18 protein-coding genes and 1 other RNA gene are annotated in these 25,538 nt (G+C 67.1%); 14 read left to right on the top strand and 5 right to left on the bottom strand.

Translation table 11 applies throughout. The features are described 5' to 3' along the window. The 9 genes from QHF85_RS30040 to QHF85_RS30000 all read left to right on the top strand — a co-directional run. Window positions 1–701, top strand: a 701-nt coding sequence (locus tag QHF85_RS30040) for a transposase (protein WP_281330791.1), incomplete at its 5' end; no start/stop codon positions are given. 89 nt (window positions 702–790) lie between these two features. Continuing rightward, entirely contained in the window at window positions 791–3,637 is a 2,847-nt protein-coding gene (gene tssI / locus QHF85_RS30035; RefSeq protein ID WP_281330790.1) for a type VI secretion system tip protein TssI/VgrG, read from the top strand. A gap of 18 nt (window positions 3,638–3,655) precedes the next feature. After that, window positions 3,656–5,287 (top strand): hypothetical protein, encoded by a 1,632-nt coding sequence (locus QHF85_RS30030; RefSeq protein ID WP_281330789.1) that lies wholly within the window; start codon window positions 3,656–3,658, stop codon window positions 5,285–5,287. Window positions 5,288–5,471: 184 nt separating this feature from the next. Further along, the gene (locus QHF85_RS30025) at window positions 5,472–8,087 is read left to right on the top strand and encodes a hypothetical protein (protein WP_281330788.1); all 2,616 of its coding nucleotides are present in this window, start codon (window positions 5,472–5,474) and stop codon (window positions 8,085–8,087) included. Beyond that, window positions 8,084–10,114: a hypothetical protein gene (locus QHF85_RS30020; RefSeq protein ID WP_281330787.1), complete on the top strand. Its 2,031-nt coding sequence runs from the start codon at window positions 8,084–8,086 to the stop codon at window positions 10,112–10,114. The genes QHF85_RS30025 and QHF85_RS30020 overlap by 4 nt, the downstream gene beginning before the upstream one ends. Continuing rightward, window positions 10,111–11,586: a hypothetical protein gene (locus QHF85_RS30015; RefSeq protein WP_281330786.1), complete on the top strand. Its 1,476-nt coding sequence runs from the start codon at window positions 10,111–10,113 to the stop codon at window positions 11,584–11,586. Before QHF85_RS30020 ends, QHF85_RS30015 begins: the two co-directional genes overlap by 4 nt. Before the next feature lie 31 nt (window positions 11,587–11,617). Beyond that, window positions 11,618–12,034 carry a PAAR domain-containing protein gene (locus QHF85_RS30010; RefSeq protein ID WP_281330785.1) on the top strand — a complete coding sequence of 139 codons (417 nt, stop codon included), beginning with the start codon at window positions 11,618–11,620 and terminating at the stop codon, window positions 12,032–12,034. Window positions 12,035–12,040: 6 nt separating this feature from the next. After that, complete coding sequence (locus QHF85_RS30005; RefSeq protein ID WP_281330784.1) at window positions 12,041–13,651, top strand: hypothetical protein; 1,611 nt, start codon at window positions 12,041–12,043, stop codon at window positions 13,649–13,651. 528 nt (window positions 13,652–14,179) lie between these two features. Next, on the top strand, window positions 14,180–14,422 hold the full coding sequence (locus QHF85_RS30000; protein ID WP_281330783.1) for a hypothetical protein: 243 nt from the start codon (window positions 14,180–14,182) through the stop codon (window positions 14,420–14,422). A gap of 274 nt (window positions 14,423–14,696) precedes the next feature. Here QHF85_RS30000 and QHF85_RS29995 read toward each other — a convergent pair whose 3' ends face one another. Both QHF85_RS29995 and ssrA read right to left on the bottom strand, forming a co-directional pair. Then, window positions 14,697–15,317 carry a hypothetical protein gene (locus QHF85_RS29995; protein ID WP_281330782.1) on the bottom strand — a complete coding sequence of 207 codons (621 nt, stop codon included), beginning with the start codon at window positions 15,315–15,317 and terminating at the stop codon, window positions 14,697–14,699. A gap of 929 nt (window positions 15,318–16,246) precedes the next feature. Then, window positions 16,247–16,594: a transfer-messenger RNA gene (ssrA, locus tag QHF85_RS29990) on the bottom strand. Between the two features lie 318 nt (window positions 16,595–16,912). Here ssrA and QHF85_RS29985 point away from each other — a divergent pair. Further along, window positions 16,913–17,188: an oxidative damage protection protein gene (locus tag QHF85_RS29985; RefSeq protein ID WP_281330781.1), complete on the top strand. Its 276-nt coding sequence runs from the start codon at window positions 16,913–16,915 to the stop codon at window positions 17,186–17,188. A 21-nt stretch (window positions 17,189–17,209) separates the two neighbouring features. On the opposite strand, the gene QHF85_RS29980 is transcribed toward QHF85_RS29985, so the two are convergent. The 3 genes from QHF85_RS29980 to QHF85_RS29970 all read right to left on the bottom strand — a co-directional run bounded on the left by QHF85_RS29980 (window position 17,210) and on the right by QHF85_RS29970 (window position 21,777). After that, the gene (locus QHF85_RS29980) at window positions 17,210–20,407 is read right to left on the bottom strand and encodes a DUF4215 domain-containing protein (protein ID WP_281330780.1); all 3,198 of its coding nucleotides are present in this window, start codon (window positions 20,405–20,407) and stop codon (window positions 17,210–17,212) included. 96 nt (window positions 20,408–20,503) lie between these two features. Next, window positions 20,504–20,971, bottom strand: coding sequence for a hypothetical protein (locus tag QHF85_RS29975; RefSeq protein WP_281330779.1), 468 nt, complete (start codon window positions 20,969–20,971; stop codon window positions 20,504–20,506). Between the two features lie 20 nt (window positions 20,972–20,991). Beyond that, window positions 20,992–21,777, bottom strand: a complete 786-nt coding sequence (locus QHF85_RS29970; RefSeq protein WP_281330778.1) for a hypothetical protein — start codon at window positions 21,775–21,777, stop codon at window positions 20,992–20,994. A gap of 156 nt (window positions 21,778–21,933) precedes the next feature. Here QHF85_RS29970 and QHF85_RS29965 point away from each other — a divergent pair, with 156 nt between their 5' ends. The 4 genes from QHF85_RS29965 to QHF85_RS29950 all read left to right on the top strand — a co-directional run bounded on the left by QHF85_RS29965 (window position 21,934) and on the right by QHF85_RS29950 (window position 25,538). Further along, window positions 21,934–23,067 carry an alpha/beta fold hydrolase gene (locus QHF85_RS29965; RefSeq protein ID WP_281330777.1) on the top strand — a complete coding sequence of 378 codons (1,134 nt, stop codon included), beginning with the start codon at window positions 21,934–21,936 and terminating at the stop codon, window positions 23,065–23,067. A 317-nt stretch (window positions 23,068–23,384) separates the two neighbouring features. After that, window positions 23,385–24,392 (top strand): STAS domain-containing protein, encoded by a 1,008-nt coding sequence (locus tag QHF85_RS29960; protein ID WP_281330776.1) that lies wholly within the window; start codon window positions 23,385–23,387, stop codon window positions 24,390–24,392. Next, the gene (locus QHF85_RS29955; RefSeq protein WP_170319789.1) at window positions 24,389–24,811 is read left to right on the top strand and encodes an STAS domain-containing protein; all 423 of its coding nucleotides are present in this window, start codon (window positions 24,389–24,391) and stop codon (window positions 24,809–24,811) included. The genes QHF85_RS29960 and QHF85_RS29955 overlap by 4 nt, the downstream gene beginning before the upstream one ends. Window positions 24,812–24,857: 46 nt before the next feature. Continuing rightward, window positions 24,858–25,538: an anti-sigma regulatory factor gene (locus tag QHF85_RS29950; RefSeq protein WP_281330775.1), complete on the top strand. Its 681-nt coding sequence runs from the start codon at window positions 24,858–24,860 to the stop codon at window positions 25,536–25,538.

The raw sequence follows: 25,538 nt of genomic DNA, 5'->3' as shown, positions 1-25,538 counted from the left end.
AGGTATATTCAGCCGACCAGGCTGACCCAGCGACGATGGCGCAAAGCCTGGAGCAGGCGCGCACGAATGTCGAGCAGGCGAAGAGCGGCAAGGACCGCGATTCGGACGACGAGCCGCCCCCGGAGGGCGGCATCAGCGACGCACAGCGCGAGCGAACCGTCATCGAGGTCGTGGCGGACAAGGGGTATCACAAGGCCGAGCTGCTCCTATCGTTGAAGGAGTCCGGTTACCGCACCTATGTCCCCGAGAGGAGCCAGCCCGTCCGCAAATGGGTCGACAAGGGCTGGGATATGCAGCAAGCGTTTTACGGGAACCGAAACCGTGTGCGTCGTCCGAAGGGGCGCGCTCTTCAACGCAAACGTGGAGAGCTCATCGAGCGAACATTCGCCCATGTATGCGAGACGGGCGGAATGAGGAGGGTGCGAGTCAGGGGCCGGGAGAATGTGCGAAAACGCTACCTGGCCCATGTCGCCGCGCTCAACTTGGGGCTCGTACTACGCCAAATCCTCGGCGCAGGGACTCCGCGGGGCCTGGCCGCGGCCCGGAAGGGCTCTGCCCTTGCAGTTTTGGTGATATGGGCAGCCATGGTGGCTCTGGTGCGGGGCATGTCGAGACAACTGGCACGGTTTTCCCGGGCCGCGTGGCGCGGGATGCGCCCGGGTGAGGTGGGCAATGTTGGGAGCGCGATTGCGGTCGCGTAGATCCACGGGCTGCTAGCCCATGCGGGGATCTTGCTTCTGTCTTGTAACCCCTTCTGATTTCCGCGATGTCGAATCAGGAGTGCCCGTGCATGATATCGTCCAGCACCTCCCTCTTCGAACTCCACCTCGGCCCCCTCGGCGCCCTCTCCCTCGCCGTCGTCTCCTTCCGCGGCCGCGAAGCCCTCTCCAAACCCTTCTCCTTCGACCTCCTCGCCACCGCCCCGCCCCCGTTTGACCTCCTCGAAACCTCGCTCCTCGGCCAACCCGCGACCCTCGTCATCCGCGTCCACGACCAGAACCCCCGCATCGTCCACGGCGTCGTCGCCAGCATTTCCCCCGAGGCCACCACCAAGGCCCGCGACCGCTACGCCATTCGGATCCGCCTGGTCCCGCGCCTCTGGCTCCTCAAGCACCGCGTCACGAGCCGCATCTTCCAGAACCGCACCGTGCCCGAGATCATCGGCGCCGTGCTCGAGCAGGCTGGCGTCCGCGCAGCCTTCAAGCTCTCGCGCTCGTACCCGGCGCGCACCTACTGCGTGCAGTACCAGGAGTCCGACTACGCGTTCATCCAGCGCCTCATCGCCGAGGAAGGGATGTTCTACACGTTCGAGCAGCCCTCGGGCCTCCTGGAGAACTTCGTCCCCGGCGCGGCCAGCGGCGTGATCGCCGCGGCGCTCGACCACGCGGAGACGGTCGTGTTCGGCGACAGCGCGGAAGCGTACGCCGCGCTCCCCGGCGGAGCCTTGTTCAGCGCGGAGATCAACGCATCCGTCTCGCCAAGCGGCGACGTGTCGATGTACGCGTCCGCGACCACCACGCCGAGCCCGCACCTCCCGCTTCGGGACATCTCCGGGACGAACGCCCCCGAGGACGTGGTCACAAGCTTTTCGCTTCGCCGCAAGGTTCGCCCGAGCTCCACGCTCCTGCGCGACTACGACTTCCGCCGCCCGCTGCTCGACCTGCGATCCGAGGCGAAAGCCTCCGCAAACGGCCTCAGCCTCAGCGCCTCGGCGAGCGCCGATCCGCGCGTCGGCGTGAAAGCTTCCGTCGACCTACGCACGAGCGACACGCCCACGACCGTTGCGGGCGATCTGCGCGTCTACGAGCATCGTGGCGAGTACGATGAACCCGAGGTGAACCCCACGCGCGCCCGCGTCGAGCTCGAGCAACACCGACGCAACGCCGTGCACGGCGAGGGCACGAGCACGGTACGGCACCTCTCGCCAGGCCGTCGCTTCCACCTCGACGCCGAGACGAACCCTTCGCTCAGCCAGGAGTACGTCGCCACGCGCGTCGAGCACGAGGGCCACACGCCCGAGCTCACGAGCACGACCGTGAGCACCGAGGCCGGGCCGCGGGTCTATCAGAACCGCTTCGAGTGCGTCCCGGCCTCGGTCGTCTTCCGCCCGAAGCGCCCTCGCCGCTCGCTGCGGCAGGTGCTCGAATCGGCGACCGTCGTCGGCCCCGAGGGCGAGGAGATCTACACCGACGAGCACGGGCGCATCAAAGTGCAGTTCCACTGGGATCTGGACGGCAAGCGCAACGAGCACAGCTCGTGCTGGCTGCGCGTCGTGCAGACGTGGTCCGGCGCTTCGTGGGGGTTCCAGTTCATTCCGCGCATCGGAATGGAGGTGATGGTGACGTTCCTCGGCGGCGATCAGGACTGCCCGATCGTCACGGGCTGCACGTACAACGCGACGCACCCGCCGCCGTTCATGTTGCCGCAGAACAAGACGCGGAGCGGCGTGCGCACGCGCAGCACGCCGCGCGACGAAGGGTTCAACGAGCTGAGCTTCGAGGACAGCGCCGGGCGTGAGCAGGTGTACGTGCATGCCCAGCGCGACTTCGACGAGGTGATCGAGCGCAACCAGACGAGTGATGTTCGCGGCCATCGCGTCGAGAACGTCGTGGGGAACCGGAGCGCGCAGGTCGGCCGCGACGACACGCTCGCGGTGCTCGGCAACCAGGGCGTGCAGGTGAACGGCGACGCGCGGCTCTCGGTGAAGCAGAACCGAACGACGTCGATCGACGGAGACGACACCACGACGGTGCGCGGGAACGCTTCGCTGCACGTCGTGAGGAACCACTCGCTCTCGGTCGATGGCGATCATAGCGTCGTGATCGGCAATGGTGTGCGCGAGGCGCAGAGTGACACGTACGTGTTCGGGTCGGCCTCGATCGGCGCCTCGGAGCGGCTCGTGCTCCGGGCCGAGGGCGGGCTCGTGATCGAGTGCGGGCAGAGCGCGATCGAGATCGGGCCGAGCGGGATCACGCTGCGCGGAAGCTCGATTGACGTGAAGGCGGCGCAGTCGGCGACCATGTCGGGCAAGGGGCCGACGTTGAGCCTCGACAGCGAGGTCGAGCTCGTCGCGAAGAAGATCAGCCTCTACTCGGAGGGCGCGTCCGTGGAGCTCGACAAGGAGGCGAGCATCAAGGGCGACAAGGTGCTGCTCAACTGCGACGCGGGCGAGCCCGAAGGGGACGAGGACGAGAACCGCAAGGAAACGCAGCCGTTCTCGTGCAAGCTGAGCGATTGGTACATGATGCCCTACGCGAACAAGAAGTATCACCTGATGGCGGAGGGGCTGAAGTACGAGGGCACGACGGATGCGGATGGCGTCGTGCAGCAGAAACTCCCGAAGGGCGTGAAGCAGGTCGTGATCAAGCTGTGGGTCGACGAGTATCCAACCGGAAGGCAGCGGCTCTACACGCTCTCGATGGCGGAGGTCCCGCCGGCCGATACGCCGCAAGGGGCGCAGGCACGGTTGCGAGCACTCGGGTTCTACTTCGGCAAACCCACCGAGGAGATGAACGCCGACACAAAGAGCGCGCTCACGGCGTTTCAGAAGGATCACGCCCAAAGTCACGGGCTCGAAGCGACGGGCGAGCTCGACGCGACGACGGTGGCCGCGCTTCAAGACGTCTACGGATCTTGAACGGGAGGAGGTGCGCCGATGGCAAAGCCGAATAACCAGCAAGACGTCGACCTCTCCAAGCCGGCCCATGTCTCCGACAAGGACGCGCCGGTCCCACGGCTCTCGCTCGCCGTGAAGCTCGCATCCGTGGGCAAGGAAGATCGTTACAAGACATCCATCGAGCGAGCGAATCGCGTCGCCGACCTGAGTGATCCATCGAAGTTCCGGGAGAACGTCCAGCTCCTCATGGACCACCTTCGCGAGCGGCTCGAGATGGGGCTCGATGAGGCGTGGGCTTCCAAGTACGGCTACCAGGGCCAACTCCCCTCCTCGAACGAGGAGAAGTGGGCCCGTGCCTTCTCCGAGCTCGTCGTGTACTCGGCCTACGGCGGGACGGCCGGCTGCTACGGAACGAAAGGCTCCGACGGTGGCAAGGACGACATGGACATCATGCGACGCCTCGACAAAGACGAGGTTGATCCCGCGTATCCAATCGTTCTTGCGTGTCAGCACCTCACGACGCTCTGCGCGATGTCGCGTGGCATCTCCCATTCGGAGATGGGCAAGCGGGGAATGACAGCGGGAGCCGGAACCGGCGGGCTGCCTATTTTCAAATCGAAGCCCGGCGAAGAAAAGCGTTGGCACATCGCTAGCTCGGGCGTCGATCCAGATGGAAAGAACATCGAAAAGGCAGGCTATCGCGACGTCAAGCGCCTCTTCGGCGAATTGAAGCTGACCCCGGGCAGCGTCTTCGCCTTCAATTCGCTGGGGCCCGACTCGGGAAGTCAGGCAGGGCAAGCGCATATCGCCTCGGTGCTCCGGATTTACCCCGACAACGAACCGCTGAAGTTCCAGGGGATCGACACCGGGCCGCTCGGGGATGGAAAAAGCGAGCAAGGTACGGCGGATCACGGAGGAATCAAGGGGACGATGACGGCCCTCAACAAGATCCTGGTCGGGGTCGGGATCTTGCCAGCATCCGAGCCCTCGGAGGAGCAGGTGAAGTTCCTCGCGACGGCGCGCCCTCTCGGCTTCGCGCAGCTCGTGATCGTGGATGCCTCGCGCACCGTGCGGTTCATCAGTCGCGTTCTGCCCATGGATCACGGGGGCAAGGGATTCTCGCTCTGCCGTTACATCTGGTCCGTTCGAAATCTGCCCGCAAAGGACGCCCGCGTGTATTGGATCCTGAGTATTCCGCGCGTCGCGGAATTCACGCGTGCGCTCCTCGCCGCGGGTGCACGGGGAAAGCCCGTGCGGGAGCTCCTCGCGGCGGAGCTGCGAGACAAGGGCCTCGAAACGCTGCTCGAGCCGACGCACATCATGGGCTCGACACTGATGATCGACGGTGCCGATGCGGGGCCCGTGTTCGAGCGGCGCAAGATCGACGGCAAGAAGAACGAGTGGAACGGGGTGCCTATCTCGGGCGCCTCGAAGTTTCCCAAGGAGCTGCAGGACCTGAGGTTTGCCGACGCGCCCGGTCAAACCTTCTGGGCGCGCTGGCGTAGAATGACCGTCGACGAGCAGTACACGTGCGCGGATCCCAGCAACAAGGACAACCCGCAGATCGCGGACCTCACGGCGATGATTTCGTACTTCAGCGGTCCTCCGCGATCCCTACTACCCGAGGAGACCGTGGTCGCCGGCAAGCCCGGCATGCTCCCGCTCATGTGATGGCATGCGTACAAGACGAACCATGAACGCATCGAGCACGCTTCGCGCAAGTTCACTCGCCGCAGCGCTCTTCGGCGTCGCATGCGGGAGCGGGACGCCTCCTCCTCCACACACGCTGCAAGGTGGCGCAGCCGACCCGACTATGCACACGCCGGCCTCTCCAGCGGTCGCTTCCGCGTCGGCCTTGGCTCCGAAGCCTCCTTGCGAGCAAGCGGCCGATCTTCTTGCGCGCGTCCCGGGCCTGCGCGCGGAGGGGAAGCTCGACCGTTCGTGGCGCGTGCTCGCCCGTGCCGCGGAGCTCTGCCCGGCGAAGGCTGGCGAGACATGGGAGGCGCAGCTCGCGGTGCTGGGCGAACTCGGGGCGTTCGACGAGCAGAAAAAGCTCGCGTCCGTGGTCCTGTCGACCGCGGGAGCCCCCGATGGCGCGAAGAAGGTGGCACAACAGTCGCTCGCACAGCCAGCTCGGGCGCGATCCCCCGAAGCGGTCGAGAAGGGGCGGAAGGCATTCGAGGAAGCGGCCAATGCCTGGTTGAAGAAGGACTACGACAACGCAATGTCTGGGGCGCGCAAGGCCGTTGCCGAGGCGGCGCCGCTGCCGGAAGCGCTGGTGCTCGCAGGGCGTGCTGCGCTCGCGAAGGGAGACCGTGCGGAGGCGCGGCGTCTCTTCGATCGGGCCCTCGTGGATGCGATCCGGAGCGAGGGGCCAGGGCTCAATGGTGAGCCTCCGCCTTCTTTGGCACTCGTTCCGCCTGACAATGCGTTCGGCAAGATCGTGGCATTACCCGGAGCACGCCCGCTGCTCGCTACGCTGATGGCCTCGGGGGACGTGCTGGTCCTCGATCCGGACAAGGGGTACGAGACGCGTATTGGTACCGGCGCGAGCATACCGACGCCTCCGGTCCTCGTAGGTAATGGAACGCGCCTGTACACCATGGCGGGCAATTCGTTCGGCCGCGAGACGCTGCTCGTGTACGATCGGATGACGTCACAGCTGGTACGCGTCGTCCCGACGTCGAACGTGTCCCCATTCATCGCCTCGGTTTCGCCGGACGAGAAGCGTGCGAGCTTCGTCGGTCGTGACCGCGATGGGAATGCGCTGATGATCCAGGACCTCCAGACCGATCGTGTACTCGGCACGACCAAGCTCGACAATCCTGGCTGGATGTCATTCACGCCGGATGGTCGGTCCGTCGTCGTTGGCAACGAGGTCAAGGGGCAGTTCGGAGATGACTTCTCGGTTCGGTTTTACGATCCTTCCAACGCGCGTCCCCGCCACAAGCTCGCGCCGCAGGTGAAAACCGAGATGTGCGGGCCGCCGACCGCTCTCTCGGCAGACGGCGCTCGCGTGGCAACGATGGTCGCCGAGCCCGAGCAATTTCATCGTTCCAGGCTGTGGCTCTTCGACGCAAGGACGGGCAAGCAGCAGCGGGAATGCGGCATTCCGGACCGAATGAACGTGACGGTCGAGAAGCTGGCCTTTTCACCCGATGGCGCGGTCCTCGTGGGCCTGCTGGAGGACACGAAGGGGCGGCGCAAGCTCCAGCTCTGGGACGCGGGAACTTGTGAAGTGCGTCCTCCTCCGGCCGGGGTCGGACCGATCGAGGATTTCGCATTCCTGAACGGTACGCAGCTCGCCACAGTCGGCAAGGGCGGGATCAGGATCCTGGACGTCGGCAATGGGCAGCTCAAGGGCTCCGTGAATCGCCCTGTGGCCGGAGCGAGCACGGTGACGTTTTCGCCTGATGGTCGACACCTCGCGTGGGGACTCGATGGGGGCACCGTGTTCGTGTGGGATGCGAGCGCGGGAGGCGCGCCACGGCGCATTGCGGCCCACAAGACGACGGTGACGGGCGTAGCGTTCTCGTTGGGCGGGAAGGTTCTGGCGACGGCCGGAGGGGACGCGATTCTCCTTTGGGACCTCCTCACGGGAGAGCAAGCCCGCACGCTGAGCGGGCATGGCGCCGACGTCGAGGACGTCATCGCGTCGCCCGACGGGAAACAACTGCTTTCGGTATCTGACGATAAGACGGCCCGTATCTGGGATGCGGCCACGGGGCGCTTGGTGCAAACGCTGCTCGGGCACCAGAGCCCGGTCTATTCCGCAGCATTCTCGCCGGACGGCTCAATCGTGGCGACCGGCGGCCAGGACGGGAGGATCCTCGTGCACGATGCCGTGACGGGACGGCTCGTCCGTGAGGTCGTGATGGGGCCGGGATACGTGTACGGCCTCGCGTTCATGGGCAAGGAATCTTTCTGGGCATGGACGACCGATCGGGTCCTGCGGCGCTGGGACGTCACCACGGGCAAAATAATCGTCGAGCAGAAGAAAGGGCGCGGAGACGGGTTTGCGAACATCGCGCTCATGCCCGATGGACGCCAGATCGCGGTGACGGGCCTCGCTGGGCTCGACGTGGCCATGCTCGATACGTCCACCGCTGAGCCTGTGCGTACGCTGAAGAAGAGTGCGTTTGCTCATGACAATGCGTTCGACGTCGCGATTTCGCCCGACGGGCGTCTGCTCGCAGGAGCCTCCGCGGATGGCTCGCTCTACCTGTGGGATACGAAGGGCGACAAACCCATCCTGACGGTTCGTTCTGCGGAGGGGCACGATGCCGCGGTCGCCTTCACGGAGGACGGCTACGTTGATTTCATGGGTCCCGAGGCGGATCGCCTGCGGCGCCTCACGATCTGCACTGTGGGCCGCCAATGGTTCCCCTTCGAGGTCTGCGAGGAGCGCCTGCACGTCGCCGGGCTCTTTGCGAAGGCGCTGAAGGACGATTCCTCCTTCCGGGAGCCATGAGACCAGCGTTCCTTGCCCTCGCGCTCGTCGCCCTCGCCGGCTGCCGCTCCGGGAGCTCGACCGCGCCCATGCCCTCGGGCTCTGCGTCGGCCTCGGCGCAGCCCGCGCTGACTTCGCGCGAGCCTGTGGCGGTGCCGCAGAAGGCCATCCCGGCGGCCCCCATGCTGTTTCACCCGACGCTGCCGCTCGTGGGGCAAGTCGAAGGCGAGCTCTGCGACGTCTGGGACCTCGGCGCCGCCCTCTATCGGGGGAGCGTGCCTCGCGCGGATTGCGAGCGCTGGCGCCCTGCCCCACGGCAGGTCCCCGAGAAGATCGCGAAGGGCACGCCGACGGGAATCCTGGCGCAGAGCACGCACCCCGATGACCCTCCGCAGGAGAACGTCGGGGAACTCGTCGCCGCGTGGAGTCCGGACGGGAAGCAAGTCGCGACGGGGCGCAAAGGCAGCTCCGAGGTGTATATCTGGGACGCTGCGTCCGGCGAGCTTTCGTTCTCCGGGCCGCTTCCGGCAGGACAGGGCAACGAACCCGCGCGGCTCGAGGAGATCGCGTGGTCGCCCAACGGGAAGCTGATCGCTGCTGCATTACCGGCTGGGGCCTTCCTGTGGGATCCGAACCGCACGGGAAGCGGGCCGAAGGCAATCGAATCGAGCATGCAGCGATACGAGCGCGTATGGCTCGACCCGGCGACGCGGTATGTCGGCGGCAGCGGGAAGATCCCCGCGCAGCGGAGCATCGGGCACATGACGTCGGTCGTGTCGCTGGCCGATGGGCGCGAGCTGCTCGCGGATCGCAAGGTCGACGTGGAAGAGGCGAAACGCGAGCTCGCCACGGTGAGCGCTGTCTGGGCGCCGAGCGGAACCATCGTCTACGCGGTCCGGAAAACACCCATTCCGGCGGAAGCCTGCGAGGATCATTCGATCGACATCACGGCGCTCGACCTGGCGACAGGAGACGCGAAGAACAGGTCCTTCGAGCGCGCCGTGCTCCACGCCGCGAGCCCGTCGCCCGACGGACGTGCGCTCTTGCTCGCGTTGACGAACCTCGGTGAATGCGGCGAGCAATACCCCGGGGACCATCACGCCTCGAAGGCGCCCGCCACGGAGCTTCATCGCCTGGACGAGGAGAAGGGCGCACTTTGGTCGATCCCTGCAGAAGCCACGTCCCTCACGTGGTCGCCTCGCGGCGATGCCGTGGCGTTCGTCACGGGCGGGCACATCGAGGTCCGCAATGCAGGTCGTGGCGAGCTCCTTGGTCGAATGAAGGGCGGTCCACCGATTGCCTTCTCGCCCGATGGATCCCTCCTTGGTTTTTCCGAGGGAGGCACGTTCGTCGTCCGTCCACGTTCCGGCAAGGGCGTGCCGACCAAGCTCGCGGAGGGAGTCGTCGCGGCGGCCTGGAGCTCGATGGACAGCGTCGCGCTGGCCACGAAGGCAGAGGTCTTGCTTTACGAGGGCAAGACGGGCGCGTCCCGCGGGGCCGTGCCCGTCGCTTCCGTGGTCACGATGGGGTGGTCGCCGAAGGGCGACAGGCTCTTCCTCGGTGGCGACGATGGATCGGTGCGCATCGTATCCGTGGAAGGCGGGATCACGGCTCCGGCGCCGCTCCCGGGCGTCCTGGGATACCGCCGAATTGCCTGGACTCCCGAGGGCGCGCTGGTGATTACGAACGACGGGCACATCCAGCAATTCGTCTACCAGGGGACGTCGTGGTTGCCGCTGGAAGTGCAGCGGCTCCAGGAATGGCAGAACGTGGATCCCTCGGTCCGGTTCGTCCTTGCGTCGCACGATGCGGTGCGACGGCTGAGGGACAGAGAGGTGCTCCATTTCGATTCGCGCCTCGGCCCCTGGGCCGAAAGCCGCGCCTATGCTCGGAAGCCGCCCGAAGATTGGGTCTTCCGCGAAGGGCCGGATGTCCTCGCGGACCGGCTCGTGCGGTCGAGCGAGGCCACGTTCCTTTCGCCGACGCCGGATCTCGTCACGCGGTTCGTTTCTGGGGCTCCCATCTCTTCCGCAGGAAAAAAGCCATGACGCCGACCCGCATCCAGGACATTCTCGATGTCTTTCGGCTCTCGTACGGAGGGGACGGCAAGGTCCAGCGCGCCGAGGTTGTCGACGCCTCGCAGGTCGCCCACATCTCCGATCCAAGCAAGCCGATCCTGCCCTGGCACACCTATGCCGGCCAGAAGCTGCCCGCGGAGACGCTCGAGCAGGTCAAAGACGTCCGCGCGATGGTGCGGGCGTTCGATCCCAAGTTCCGAAAGTGGCCACCCCTGGACGACGCGAAGGCGGCGCTTCTGGAGGGCGGCTGCGATCTCGCAAAGTGCTACATGTTCACGGACACCCCGGCGTTCATTTCCCAACTCGTCTCCGAGTTGCGGGCGGACGCCATGCAGTTAAAGGCTTCGATGGAAGTCGAGACCGATCCTGCCACGAAGACGGCCCTGCGCATCGAGTACATGAAGCGCATGGCATTCGCGCACCTGATGAACGGCCGAGAAGGGCCGACGAGCGCGGTGAACACGTACGACAAGGCGTTCGTGACCTGGGGAATGGGCTGGGCGCTCAAGGGGGGCTTGCCCAAGGTGCTCGGCCGGATTTACGAGCTCGAGGTTGCTCAGAGCAAGGACCCGGAACGGCATTACATCCAGAAGTTCTTTTACCTCTGCGGCTTCATGTACGACGCAGGCCGGTATTACGTCGTCGATACGGAGCAGGGGACCGTCTGGGTGGACGACCTAAATAAGCGGTGGTCCAAGGCTCCGCCAGGGCCAGGCGAGGCACCCGGGCAGGCGGTGCGGGTTATTCACAACACGGACGAGCTGCACTTCATGTGGGTGCAGGCCGCGCGCGACGACCTGACCCGGGCGACCATGACCAATGCCCAACGCGACGCGTTCCTGAGCAGCACTGGCACGGTTCCGCAGGCAGACAAGATCCAGACGGGGGCGCTCTACACGTTCATCGCGCATCTGCAGCACTGGACAGGCGACAAATTCGACGTGGTCGCGTGGGCGCAAGGCTCCTTGTCCCGGCCACGGCTCACGGCGCCGCTTCCCTCGGAGAAGGGCGACGCAGAGCTCGCGATCCAGGCGGTGCACCGCTTTTACCACATGCGGAGCCCCAACATAGGCAGGAACGTCTTCACCCAGGTGCGCGATTACTGGAAGCAGATGACGGGGGAAGATGCGCAGGTCGAGGGGTTGTCCGAGTTCCGGCCGGTGTATCCAGTCATGACGAATGGTCCGGTGAAGTCCGTACCGGAGGGGCATCTTTCGGCCACGGTCGACGCGGCGGGCAAAATCATTTACGATCTTGGCCCGCTCGAAGATTTCGGCCGCGGCCCACCCCCTCCCCCGAACCCCGCCGCGAGCATTATCATCATCCCGCCGACGATTCCGGAGCCCGTCGGGGAAGATCCCGCAGCGGAGGATCTGGCGAAGGAAGAAGCGCGCAGGGCTTCGGAGCGCACGGGGTGGGCTCGGTTGTTCGATTGGTTCTGATGTCGAGGGCGAGGGCGAGGGCGAGATGGGGATGAAACGTGCAAACCCGACGTTCGGGCAGCCGGCCGCGAAGAAGGGCGATCAGGTCGTGGGGATCGACACGCACATCGTCATGACGCCGACGCCCGGGGGCCCGGTTCCGACGCCGACGCCCATGCCGTTCAGCGGCACGCTCGACGGGAACCTGAGCGGTGATGTGTTCATCGAGAACAAGCCAGCCGCGACGACGGCGAGCACGGCGACGAATGCGCCTGCACACGTGCCCGCGGGTGGGCCGTTCCAGAAGCCGCCGGGGAACAAGGGGACCGTGCAGGTGGGGAGTTCGCGTGTGATCATCAACAACAAGCCTGCTGCGACAAACACGAGTGCCGTAATGACGTGCAACGATCCGGCAGACGCGCCGACCGGGAATGTGGCCAGCGCCGGGACGGTGCTCGTCGGGGAGTGAAGCGTCGTGGCCACGACCTCATCGAGCCTGCATGGTGTGTCGCTCGCGCATTATGCGGCCGTGCGCGCGGCGCTCGCAGAAGGGTTTGCCCTGGACGAGGTGCTCGCCGTCGAGGGTATCAAGGCTCGGGCCTGGAAGAAGGCGGATGTCGCGTGGAAGAAGAAGCTTGCGGGTGCCCCGGCGTTTTTCGGTGAGTTCGAGAACGAGCTTGCCGAAGCCGAGGATTGGCTCGCGCGTCGGGTGAAACCGCTCGATGACGATCCCGCGGCCTGGGTGAGCTTTCTGCACGCGTATATGAACAGCGCGGACCCGATCGGGCTGCTCGCGGGGGCGGGGCTCGGTTTGAATGACGTGGCGAGGCTCGAACGGCGGTGGGCGCGGCGGGTTGAGGAGGATGCGGCGGTCGGGAAGAAGCTTGCCGAGCTGGCGCGTGCACCGCGAGGGCTGCCGCGGATCGAGGTCGAGCCGAAGGTGCTGCGGAGATCGCGCCTGGCCGAAGCGCGTCTTCCGGCGGACGCTACAGCCTCGAAGGCGAGCGACGACGGGCCCACGTCGATCGTGCGTCGGCGATGGCTCGAGGCGCATCGAGCGGTTTGGCGGGGGCTTGCGGAGAAGGCGGTGCAGGTTGAGCCCGACGTTGCGCCAAGCCCGGCGCCGCTGCCGCTGCCGCCGCCGCCATTGCCATTGCTACACCTCGGGGGCGTCAACGCGCTTCAGGCGACGTCCCTCGCGCTGGACGTGCCGCGGGGGCCGGCCTTGCCGTTCGTCGAGGGAGCGTCGCCGCTGACGGCGCAGGTGACGGAGCCGAAGCCCGCGAGGGCGGCGGAATCGTTGAGCGGGACGGCGCTCGTGGTGGATGTTCCACGGGGACCAGCGTTGCCGTTTGCGGGGTCGGAGGGGGCAGCGAAGCTCGCCGAGACATCGCTCGTGCTGGATGTGCCGAGAGGACCAGCGTTGCCGTTCCAGGCGGGGGTGGAGGCGCCGGAGGGGGTGAAGGGCGTGCGGCTCGACGTGACGGCGCCGGTGGCGGTGGTGTCACGGGGGCCGGCGTTGCCGTTCGGGGAGGGGGAGCGGGCGGAGACGGCGTCGCGGGACCTCGGGGAGACGGCGCCGGTGGTCGCGGTGCCGCGAGGGCCGGCGTTGCCGTTCGGAGAGAGCGCCGAGAAGGGAGCGGCCACAGCGAGCGGCAGGAAGGCGCCCCCGGGCGCGCAGGAACTGGCGGTCACGGCGCCGATTGTCGACGTTCCGACGGTCGGGGCATTGCCGTTTGTGCGGGAGCTCGAGACTCGGAAGGGGGCTGGGAAGGAGCGAGAGAGTGATCTGGCGCGGACCGTGGCGTTTGAGCTGCCGGCGAAGTTGAGGAGCCCGGGAGCCGCCGGGGGAGCGTCGACGAGGGAGACTGCGGGGAAGATGCCTGAGTTGTCGCTCGAGCAGTATGCGGCGCTGTGTGCGGAGCTCGCGGCTTCACCTGGAAGGGCTGAGGAGACGTTCGCGCGGTATGGGCTTACGGCGCTCGAGTCGAGGAGGGCCGTGGATGAGGCGTGGAAGGAGCGGTTGCGGCGGGAGCCGGAGCTGTATCGGAGGTGGCAGAGCCTGTATCAGTCGTTCCGAAGGTGAACGTCATGTCGTCGGAATGCGTGAGAAGCGAGAGGCTCACGGGTCGCCGTCGGAGTGAGCCGAGGTGCTCTCGAAACGATGCTCGCGGAACAGTCTCGGCATGTCTTCGGGCCCCTTCCAATATGGTTGAATCCAGATACGTTTCCGTTCCGTACGGCCCGGTCCGTGCGCCTGATTACGCCAGTGTCCACGGACGATATATTGGATTCGGGGCAACGCCTTTCAATCGCCGCGCAAGTACGCTCCAATTCCCTCGGTGCAATCGAACTTGATGGGGACATCGGGCGCAAGTACGTATTCCGTCGTCAAGAGGAGCTTGCTGAAGCGCCAGCGGTGATGGTACCCGTCCGGCGACGACCATCCTTCCGCTCTGGCCCTCTTCCGTGCAGTTCTCGACGTCGAAGGAGGTTCGTCATGGCGACAAGGACGACCAGGACCGAGCGCCGGTGGCGGCGCGTTGTGGACGAGTGGCGGCAGAGCGGGCTATCGGCGCGGGAATTCGCTCAAGGCAGAGGCATCAGTGCGGGGATGATTTACGCGTGGAGCAGTCGGCTCGGAAAGCCGGACACGTCCTTGCCGACCGCTCCGCCGGCGGCAGCGCCGAAATTCCTGCCCGTCACGCTCATCGAGGAGGCGCCCACCGTTTCGTCGGAGCGCTCCGCTATGCTCGAAGTCGTCCTGCCGCGGGGTGAAGTCATTCGCGTTTCGCCGGGTGCGGACCTCACCCAGCTCGGCCGCGTCGTCGCGGCGCTACGCGGGGGTGCCGCGTGATTCCGGCGCGAATGGCCATCTACGTGGCGACCGAGCGGCGCGATTTGCGGTGTTCGTTCGATGGGCTCGCGGGTGTCGTCGTACCCGTCCGGCGACGACCATCCTTCCGCTCTGGCCCTCTTCCGTGCAGTTCTCGACGTCGAAGGAGGTTCGTCATGGCTACGAGGACGACCAGGACCGAGCGCCGGTGGCGGCGCGTTGTGGACGAGTGGCGGCAGAGCGGGCTATCGGCGCGGGAATTCGCTCAAGGCAGAGGCCTCAGTGCGGGGATGATTTATGCGTGGAGCAGTCGGCTCGGAAAGCCGGACACGTCCTTGCCGACCGCTCCGCCGGCGGCAGCGCCGAAATTCCTGCCCGTCACGCTCATCGAGGAGGCGCCCACCGTTTCGTCGGAGCGCTCCGCTATGCTCGAAATCGTCCTGCCGCGGGGTGAAGTCATTCGCGTTTCGCCGGGTGCGGACCTCACCCAGCTCGGCCGCGTCGTCGCGGCGCTACGCGGGGGTGCCGCGTGATTCCGGCGCGAACGGCGATCTACGTGGCGACCGAGCGGCGCGATTTGCGGTGTTCGTTCGATGGGCTCGCGGGGGTCGTCCGCGAGGTGCTGCGGGACAATCCGCTCTCCGGTGCGTTGTTCATGTTCTTCAACAAGAGCGCGCGACCATTGGGATATCCGCATCACGCTGCCGGACGGCAAGCGCTCGAATCGGATATGCATGCCCCCGGGGATGTCCGAGGCCATGGCACGCGAAAAGGCGAAGGTCCTGACCGAACGTGCCGCGAAGGAAAACGCGACGCGTGCACCCGCGGGAACCGCGAAAGCGGCATCGGGTCGCGAGACGTTGTCCGCGTACGTCGAGCGGTGGTGCACGGTGCGGAAAGCGCGCGGCATCGTCACGGCCGAAGAGGCGAGCGGCATTCTCGCCAAATGGCTCGACCCTCACGTGCTCGAAAAGCCCTTGGCGGAAGTGACGCGAGACGACCTCGAAGCGTTCGTCGAGACGCTCGACGGAGCCGTGCTGGAAGAGCGAATCACGTGGAAAACCGCGGTCAACGTGTGGGGGCTCGTGGCCAAGCTTTTCCGGGATGCGTGCTCCTCGAAGGTGCGCGCATTGCGGGTGCGCGACACGAACCCGGCGCACGGCGTGCCAGGGCCGGAGCGCGGGGTGAAAAAGGCAAAAACGTATCTCTTCCCGGCGGAGTTCCTGACCCTCGTATCATGCGAGGGTATCTCGCTCGCCTGGCGGCGCTCGATTGCCCTCGCCATCTTCCTCTACATCCGGGCGAGCGAGCTTCGGGCGCTTCGATGGGAGGACATCGACCTCGACCGCTGGGTGATTCACGTGCACCGCGGGCAGGACCGCGAAGGGCAGGCGAGCACGACGAAGAGCGAGACGGCGCGTCGGTTCTCGGTCGAGCCGCACGCCCGTCCGCTCCTCGAAGCGCTGCACGAGGAATCCGGAGGGCGGGGCGAAGTGATCGCCATCCCGGACGATCGTCACCTCGCCCGGTCGCTCCGCGCCTTGCTGAAAAAAGCGAAGGTCGAGCGCCCCGACCTCTTCGTGCGCGACCGCACACGGAAGAACCTGACGTGGCACGACCTCCGCGCGACCGCGGCAACGTGGCTCGCCATCCGAGGCGAGAACCCGTTGACGATCATGCAACGGCTCGGACACACGGAGTTCCGGACCACACAGATTTACATCCGTGAGGCGGAAGCCGTACGGGACGGGTTCGGGGAGGTGTTCCCCCTGCTACCGGACGCGCTGCTCGGCAGCGGCGTTTCGTCCCGGAAACGTCCTCGGGTGGTGCAAGTATGCGAAAAGATTGTGGAGGCGCCGGGAATCGAACCCGGGTCCGCAAGGCCTACAGTTCACCTTCGTTCACGTGCGTAGTCGCCGTATCCCCTGCGACTGGGTCCGCGGATTCGGCCGCGACCTATCCCTCGCTAATCTCGACCACGCTATCGAGGGCGCCCTCGCGCGATCCAGCCCTCGTGGTTGACACCCTTCGGATACCAGGACGATCTCTCCGTCGGGCGGCTATCGTCGGTTCTTAGGCCGCGAGAGCGTATGCGTTGTCGTTCGCACGTATAACGTCCCGCTTGATAGGCGGAGCAGGAGCCGCCAGCACGCAGATGAACCTTCGGTCCCCACGTCGAAGCCGATCGCCCCCTCGTGGTGACCTCGAACCTTCGAGAGGTCCGAGCCCCGAAAGCATAGGGCAGCAGGCTTTGGCGTCAACCCCTCTGTCGGGCGCTCCAGGATTTGCGCTCGGGCGAGCTCGGCTCCCACCCCGTTCCACACCCCGGACCCCGGCCTCCTTCGCGAGGCTTCCGGCGTGCTTGGGGTTCGTGTCGGGGGACGTCAACCTCTTCGTGTTTTCGGCGCGCCTCTCGACGACCTTTCGGGCCTCGACTAGACGGAGAGGGACCCCCAGGGTGGCGTCGGACGGGCGCCTTGGCCGGGGGAAGCTCTTCCCAGCGAGGTCGACATGGCGAGGATGGTGCAGTGCGTGAAGCTCGGTCAGGAGGCGGAAGGGCTGGAGAAGCCGCCCTTCAAGGGGCCCCTCGGCCAGCGCGTGTTCGAGGGCGTCTCCAAGCAGGCGTGGAAGATGTGGCTCGAGCACTCGAAGATGCTCATCAACGAGTTCCGGCTCGACCTCATGAGCGAGCACGGTCAGCGCATCTGGATGACCGAGTGCGAGAAGTACTTCTTCGGCGAGGGCGCCGCGCTCCCGCCCGACTTCAAGCCCGAGGAGAGCAAGTAGCCAGGCGGGCGGCGGCGCGGTTCACTGGAGCTTCCAGACCGCGCCGTTCGTGACCGTCGCCGTCTCCACGAAGTAGAGCGTCTTCGTCGCTCGGTCGAACGTCATCGCCGCGTCCGTCGTCTTGCTCCGCGTCGAGATGCTCGGGATGTGCGTGAACCCAGCGCCCGCCGGATCCACGACGGCGTGGATGAAGCCGCCGTTCGCGCGCACGTAGAGGTGCTGCGGCGACACGAGGTCGTCGATCTCCACGTTCGAGGAGGTCGTGCTCGTGTCGATCGTCGCGAGCTTCGTCGCTGCGGTCGCGAGGGATGCGCGCGGGATGCGGTAGACGCCTTCGCTCGACGTGCCCACGGTCCGTCCGGCCACGTAGAGGAACTGCGTGTCGGCCGCGAGGCCCACGACGTAGTCCACGCTCGTGTTCGTCCCGAGGTACACGGGCGCGCTCGGCGCCGTCGGCGAGACCGCGTGGAAGTCGACCTTCCCCGCGGTGTTACGCGTCGCGAGCAGCAGGTTTGTCCCGTCGAACGTCACCGCGTACGCGGGCGAGCTCGCGGGGTAGGAGGGCGTGAGATCCCAGGTCGTCGGGCCCCAGGTCGTGCCGTCCAGGATGCGGAAGAGGCGGCTCGCGTTCGTCGTCGTCGTGCTGTCGACGCTGAAGAGCTGCCCGCTCGCGAACGTGAGATCGTAGCCGAGGTGCGTCGTCGTGAGCCCGTCGGCCGTGCCTCGCTCGACGGCTTGCGCGCCGCCCGTGATCGGGAACTGGAAGACCTTGCTCAGGCCGCCGACGAAGAGCTCCGTGCCGCTCACGGCCATGCCGGTCGTCGACGCGGCCGTCGAGGGGAACGTGACGCCGAGCGGGACGGGCGTCTTCACGCCGTTGTAGACGACGTCCGTGATCGCGAGCGACGTGACGACGCCGCCCACGGGCACCGCGACGTAGAACTTCGTGCCTGGCGCGTAGACGCCGCCGAGGCTTGCGAGTGGGCTCGAGGGGCCGCAGAAGAGCTGCTGGTTGCCTGCGTCGAAGAGCGCCAGCGTGCCCAGCGGGTCGCCCGTCAGCGCCAGCCCGCCGTTCTGCACCGTGTAGACGTACCAGTGCACGTTCACGCCGACGGGGAAGCAGCTCGGCGCGTCGAGCCGCATCGTCGACGTCGGGTTGATGGGGACCGTGCCTGCCGTGAGCGGCTCCGCCGTCCCCCAGCTCTCGCCGAGGCCGGGGTTGATCTCGCGGATCTTCACGTTCGCGCCGTTGAAGTCCTGGCTCGTCGCCTCGGTGCTCACCCAGACGTAGAGCGGGCCCTTCGGCGCGGGCATCGTGAGGTTGTGCGTGTCGGCGTCCGCGCGGCAGTTGTACGAGACCTTCGTCGGTGACTCGGGATCACACTCGTTCAGCACCTCGACGTCGAGCGCGCTCTGCGTGAGGACCGGATCGAGGTTCTCCACCTCGACTTGGAGGATGCTCGTGGGCGAGGCCTTGTCGTACGCGATGACCGCGTCGACGCCGTGGATGTCGCCGTAGGTGGCGTGGTCGTCGCAGGAGATCGAGCCCGGCTCGCCCCAGGTCGCGGCCATGTCGAACGCGTTCACCGTGTCCGGGAGCGCCCAGACGTGCGGATCCTCGGGCTGCGCCGGAGGCGTGTAGTTCGCGCTCGCCGTCGTGTACGGCGCGAAGCAGCCCTCGCCCTCGGCGGCCGCGGGATCGATCTCCTCGATCGTCACCGCGACGGGCGGGAAGGGCGTGCCGGGGGCATTCTTTGCAACCCAAACGAAATAGGTGCCGGGCGGGCCGTCGAGGTTCGCGCCCCACATCTGCTTGTACCAGAGGCATTTCTCCGAGACGGCCTGCGTGGGGTCGCACGTGCCGCTCATGATCTCGACGTCGAGCAGCGCGCTCGCGGCGGTCTGCGGGGTGCGGGCCTCGACGTGCAGGAGCTTGCCGCCGTTCGCGAGGTCCGCGGACGTCTTCACGTACTTGATGACCGCGTCCGGGCCGGTGCCGTTCGGGTCGCAGGCGAACGCGCCGTCGACCGTCGCGACGCCACCCTCGGCGAGGGTCCATCGGTGCAAGTTGCCGGCGACGAGCGCGTTCGCCTGCGTGAGCGGCTGGGCGCAGGAGTCGCCCGAGGGCGCCTGGCACGAGGGCAGGCAGCCGTCGTCGGTCGCGAGGTTGCCGTCGTCGCAGACCTCGTTCCCCGCAGGGATGCCGTCGCCGCAGGTCGTCGCGCACGTGCTCGGCGTGCCGTTACAAGCCCACCCGAGCTCGACGGCGCAGGCGTCGCTGCAGCCGTCGTTCGCCGCGGTGTTGCCGTCGTCGCAGCCCTCCGCAGAGACCTTCTGCCCATCGCCGCAGATGCCGGCGCAGGCGCTCGGCGCGCTGCCCGTGCAGGTCCATCCGAGCTCGACGGCGCAGGCGCCGTTGCAGCCGTCGTTCGCCGTGGTGTTTCCGTCGTCGCAGGCCTCGTTCCCTGCGGAGATCCCGTCGCCGCAGCTCGTCGCGCAGGCGCTCGGCGCGCCCGTGCAGGTCCAGCCTGAAACCACCGCGCACGCCTCGCAGCCGTCGTTCGCCGTGGGGTTCGCGTCGTCGCAGGCCTCGGCGCCCGCGGGGATGCCGTCGCCGCAGATCGTCGCGCACGCGCTCGGCGTGCCGCTACAAGCCCACCCGAGCTCGACGGCGCACGTGCTGTCGCAGCCGTCGCTCGGAGCCATGTTGCCGTCGTCGCAGGCCTCCGCGCCCGCGAGGATGCTGTCGCCGCAGAGCGTGCCACACGTGCTCGGCGCGCCGCCGCAGGTCCATCCGAGCTCGACGACGCACTGATCGTCACATCCGTCGGACGTGACGGTATTGCCGTCGTCGCAGCCCTCCGCGTCCTCGACGGCTCCATTGCCGCAGACCGCGCTCGCGCCGCCGGAACCGCCTGCGCCGCCGGCTCCACCTGCGCCGCCCGCGCCGCCGATGCCACCTTCGCCGCCCGCGCCGCCGGCTCCACCCGCGCCGCCGATGCCGCCTGACCCGCCCGAACCTCCGATCCCGCCCGCTCCACCGGCCCCGCCGATGCCGCCCGATCCGCCCGCGCCTCCGGCCCCACCGGCTCCGCCGGATCCTGTGCCGCTGCTGCTCGAGCTCGTCGTGCCCGAACCTCCGGGCTCCTCGTCTCCGCACGCGACGAGCAAGGTCGCCGTCGCGAGCGTCACCATCGACATCCAGCGCGTTCGTTTCATGGGACAAACTCCCGAACCCGTGGCGGGTCCGTCTGGCGCCCCACTATCGGACGAACTGTTACGCGTTCAGAACAAATTCGTGCGGGCGTCTGCGGGTCACGGCGGGAGGTCGAACGCGCGCACCATGTCCGCGCCGACGGCGTGGCAATCGGTGCAGATCGACGGCGCGCCCGAGTAGAGCGACGCGCCCTCGGGGCTCCACTCCACGAAGAACCACGCGCCGCCGCGCTTCTCCATCGCGGCCACGATGTGCGGGCTCCCGTCTTCGTCGAAGCCGTCCTTCACGAGGATCGATCCGTCGGGCCAGGCCGTGATCTTCGGGCCGACGAGCGCGCCCGCGATCACGTCGTTCATGAAGATTTCCACCGACGTTCCATGACGCGCGCTCGAACCTTTCCGCGTCTCGTAGCCGGGCGCGCGCTCCCACGTGCGGTACTTCGCGTCTTGAATCCGCGTCCAGAGCTCGTCGGCGCCGTCCGGATCGTCGTCCTGACGGCAGCCGATCGACGCCGCGGCGAGGAGCACCATCGCCGCGATCCCGAATCCTTTCACGCGCCTCGACATGAAAGCCTCCCCATCTCCCTTCACGGCAGCTTCGGCGGCGGCGGGAGCGCGCCTCCGCGGCGCACGAAGGCCACGATCGCCTTCCCCAGCGACTTCTGCGCCTTCTCGCACTTCGCGTTCGTCTGGCCCGACGACACGCCCTTGCACTCTTTCTTTTGCTCGGCGGCGCGCGTCGCGATCTTCTCGTCCTTGAGCAGCGCTTCTTGCACGTCGTCGTCGAGCTTGCGCCACGGGATCTCGGCGTGGAGAGGCTCGGGTGGTACGCGCATCCGGAGCTCCTCGGCCTGGAGCGAGGCGCAGCTGCCGTTCCAGCGCAGCACGTCGTAGCTGCCGCCGCTCGCGCCGCTCACGACCATGCCGCCCGTGTTCGGCGTCCGCTTCACCAGGATGAGCACCTCCTCGTCGAACTCGAGCTTGCTGCTCGACGACGGGCCGCCCGAGGCGTCCCACGCCTCGGTCGCGCGGGCCAGGTATCCGCGTACCCACGGCGTGCCCTTTGCGAACAGGGCGAGCGCCATCTCCGGCTTCCCCGCGGCGCAGAGGCGGGCCACGAAGGCGCTCGGGGGCACGCAGAGGTCCGAGCCCTCGTTCGCGCACGCCGTGGGGAACGCGACGGGCTCCTCCTTCGGCGCTTCGAGGCCGTCGCCGATGTCCACCTTGGGCGCGGGCTTCTGCTCTTGCGACGCGTCTTTCGCGGGCTCCGAAGATCCGCCGCAGCCGGAGAGGGCGAGCGTGATCGCGGCGGCGCCGAGGACGGAACACCACGCGCCGCGGCGGCGCGAGGGGTCGGGGAAGGGGACGTGCATGCGTACAACGCTATCCGAACGTCCGGCGCGTCGGGGCGCAAAGTCGGTGCGTCGCCGCGGTGGAAGCTCGTGTTTCCAGGGCGCGCATTCTTGACGCGACGAGGGGGTCGTTCGACGCTCGTCGTGCTGCCTTCTCACGCATTCGGAGGGATGGAGATGCGCTTGTTCGACCGGACGCTCGCCGCGCACGCGTGGCCCACGTGTGCGCTCGTTTTGATGGGCTTCGCCGCCGCGTGTGGCTCGACTGGAGAGACCGCGTCGAGCGGGATCGCCGCGGGGGGGAACGGTGGGAACGGCGGCGTTCTCACGGGCGTCGGCGTGGGCGGCGAGGGCGGCGCGTCGTCCGCGTCGTCCTCGTCCTCGAGCTCGAGCGGCGAGGGCGGCTCCGGCGGGGGCGAACCGAAGCTCGGGCCGCCCTATCCGATCGTGCTCTCGCACGGATTCTTCGGGTTCGAAGATTTCGCGGGGGTCGGGTTCGTCACGTACTTCTACGAGGTCAAAGACCACCTCGCGTCGCAAGGTGAGCTCGACGTGTTCACGCCCGCGGTCGATCCGTTCAACACCTCGGATTTCCGCGGCGCGCAGCTCGTCGACTACATCGAGCAGATCCTCGCGATCACGGGGCACGAGAAGGTCAACATCATCGGCCACTCGCAGGGCGGGCTCGACGCGCGCGTCGCGGCGAACCTCCGGCCCGACCTCGTGGCCAGCGTGGTCACGGTGGCGACCCCGCACGGTGGATCTCGCGTCGCGGACATCGCGCTCGAGCTCGTGAGTGATCCGGACGCGCAGGACGTCGTGAGTGATCTGCTCGAGGTCATCGGCGCGCCGCTCTACGACGAGTTCGGCGAGCAGACGAACGTGTGGAAGCCCCTCGAGCTCTTCAGCCAGCCCGGCATCGCCGCCTTCAACAAGGCGCACCCGGACGAGCCGGGCGTGTTTTACGCCTCGATCGCGGGGCGCTCGGACCTGCATCTCGGCGGAGACATCTGCGACGCCGACGTCTCGCTACCGTTCATCGCCGAATGGCAGGGCAAGCTCGACACCGTCGATCCGCTGCTCTCGCTCTTCGAGTCGATCCTCGACGGCGGCTTCGGCGACCCGTATCCGAACGACGGGCTCGTGCGCGTCGCCGACTCGAAGCACGGCGAGTTCTGGGGCTGCTTGCCCGTGGATCATCTCGACGAGATCGGTCAGCTCTTCGGCGACTCGGCCGGCATCGGCAACGGTTGGAAGCACAAGGTCTTCTACGCCGACGTGGTCGCCGAGCTGCGCAAGCGCGGTTTTTAGCCGCAACGCGCAGAGCACGATCAAGGCAACGTAGCAGTTTTCCGGCGGGTCGCGCGTGTCGACACGCGCGCTCGAAGATGGACGACGTGGACGAAGTGGCGGCGTGTTGACGCTTCTTCGTCTTCGTTCGTGGCTTGTTTCCCTTATTCGTTCCCTTGTTTGGGGCGAACGTGTGTTCGGGTGCGATTTCCCACAGGGTGTGGCCTGTGGTGTCGATCGTTTTCACGTGCCCGTGCCGGCAGCAGTCGTCTTCCGATTGCGCTTCGTGTATATCCTGAGCGTCTGCGTGTGCGTCGTCGGCTCCGCTGGAGGCGAGTTTGGAAGAGGGTAAGCAGGGTTCGGAGATCGAGCGGCTGAAGGCCGAATTGGCGGCCCTTCAGCAGAAGCTCGAGGAGCGTGAGCGCTCCGAAGCCTCGCTGCGCGCGGAGAACGAAACCCTGCGCGCGCTCTTCCGGCAGCTCCCTGTCGCGGTCTGGGCGACGGACCACGAGGGCAAGGTGACGATGGGCAACCCGGAGGCCGATCGGCTCCTCGGGGTCCCCGAGACGAAGCCCACAGCCCCTCCCGTGGAGGAGTGGGGCGACGGGGCCATCTACCTGCACGCCGACAAATCCACGCCTTATTCGCTGGTGGAGTTGCCGCACGCCCGCGCGCTCCAGGGCGAGACGGTGCGGACGGCCGAGCTCTTCTTCCGCAACGAGAACGTGCCCGACGGCGTGTGGCTCGAGGTGCACTCGTCGCCGCTGCGTGATGCCTCCGGCAAGCAGACGGGGGCGGTCTCGGTGTTCATCAACAGCGAGGCGCGCAAGAACTTCGAGGAAGAGGTCGAGCTGCGCAACAGGGAGCTCGTCGCCAGCGAGTCGGAGAAAACGGAGCTCATCGCGCGGCTCAGGATGGCCGTGGACGAGCTCTCGACCCCGATCCTGACCCTCTGGGAGGACGTGCTCGCGCTCCCCGTGATCGGCGTGGTCGATTCACGGCGCAGCGCGGAGATGATGGAGCGATTGCTCGACGAGATCGTGCGCAGTCAGTCGAGATTCGTCATCATCGATCTCACGGGCGTCGAGGTGATCGACACCTCGACCGCCGATCACTTCATGAAGCTGGTCAAGGCCGTCGGGTTGATTGGCGCGCGTTGCGTGCTGACCGGTATCCGGCCCGCGGTCGCGCAAACGCTGGTCGATCTGGACGTCAACTTCGGTCAGCTCGAAACATTGCGAAACTTGAAGCACGGGCTTCGCTACTGTCTGCGGTGGCTCGATGGCGAGGATACCGGGCAAAACACGGTGAGCGAGGGCGAGGCCAGGAGGGCCCGATGGTCATGATGATGGAAACGCAGCGGATCCCGATCGTACGCCTGTCTGGAAAGCTCATCGTATCGATCCAGACCGCGCTTTCGGACACCGTGGTGGATCGGCTGCAACAGGACGTCGCGGCCGCTTGCGAGCGCGGGGACGCGCGCGGGCTCGTCGTGGACGTCTCGGGCGTCGACGTGCTCGACAGCTACATCACGCGCAGCCTGCGTGACCTCGCGGTCATGGCGCGGCTGATGGGCGTGGAGACCGTGGTCTGCGGCCTCCGGCCCGCCGTCGCGATGACGCTCGTCGAGATGGGCATGGAGCTGCCCGGCGTGCGCACCGCGCTGAACCTCGACCGCGCCCTCGCGCTGCTCGATTCACTCCAGCCCGAGGGGCTGCCGAACGACCTCGCCGGCGAAGGGGACGAGTGGGAGGGCGAGGCGTGACCCACGTCTTCCGGACGACGCGGTGGTGGAGGAGGAGGCGCGATCGATGAACGAGATCGCGGGGGAAATCCTCGCCATCTTGCGGCGGTACCTCTCGGAGCCGACGAGTCGCTCGCTCCTCACGTCCGCCGCGAGACGAGCGAACGTGAGGCTCGAGGTGCTGGTGCGCTCCGAGATCCCGCAGCTCGTCCAGCAGCTCGGTCCGGGCTTGAACATCTTCTTGCAGGAGCCGGAGAAGCTCCAGAACTGCAAGAGCTTGCTCGCGCTCGTGGCCGTGGAGAACGCTCCCTCGATCCCCACGGAGTCGCAGCAGCAGCCGAGCGAGGGGCGCGCCGATGGCATCAGCGTCCCGATCCGCGCCGAGCACGACGTCGTTCGTGCACGCACGCTCGGCAAGGACATGGCCAAGCAGCTCGGCTTCTCCGAGGTCGTCCAGACGAAGGTCGCGACGGCCGTCTCCGAGCTCGCGCGCAACATCTTCCAGTACGCCGGGACCGGTGAAATCCGGATCCGACGGATTGAAGGAAAACGGCGCGGGATCGAGGTCGTCGCGCGAGATCAAGGCCCGGGCATCTCCGACCCGGCGCTGATCCTGAGCGGCGCTTATCGCTCGAAGTGGGGCATGGGCGCGGGTCTCCGCGGCACCAAGCGGCTCGTCGACGAGTTCGAGCTCGACACGCACCCCGGTCTCGGCACCACGGTCCGCATCCGAAAGTACGCCGAGTAA

Origin of the sequence: Polyangium sp. 6x1, from assembly GCF_029946515.1 — a bacterium.
Taxonomy (GTDB): domain Bacteria; phylum Myxococcota_A; class Polyangia; order Polyangiales; family Polyangiaceae; genus Polyangium.
The sequence above is the reverse complement of the archived record's forward strand: the minus strand, read 5'-3'. Positions and strand labels throughout refer to the sequence as shown.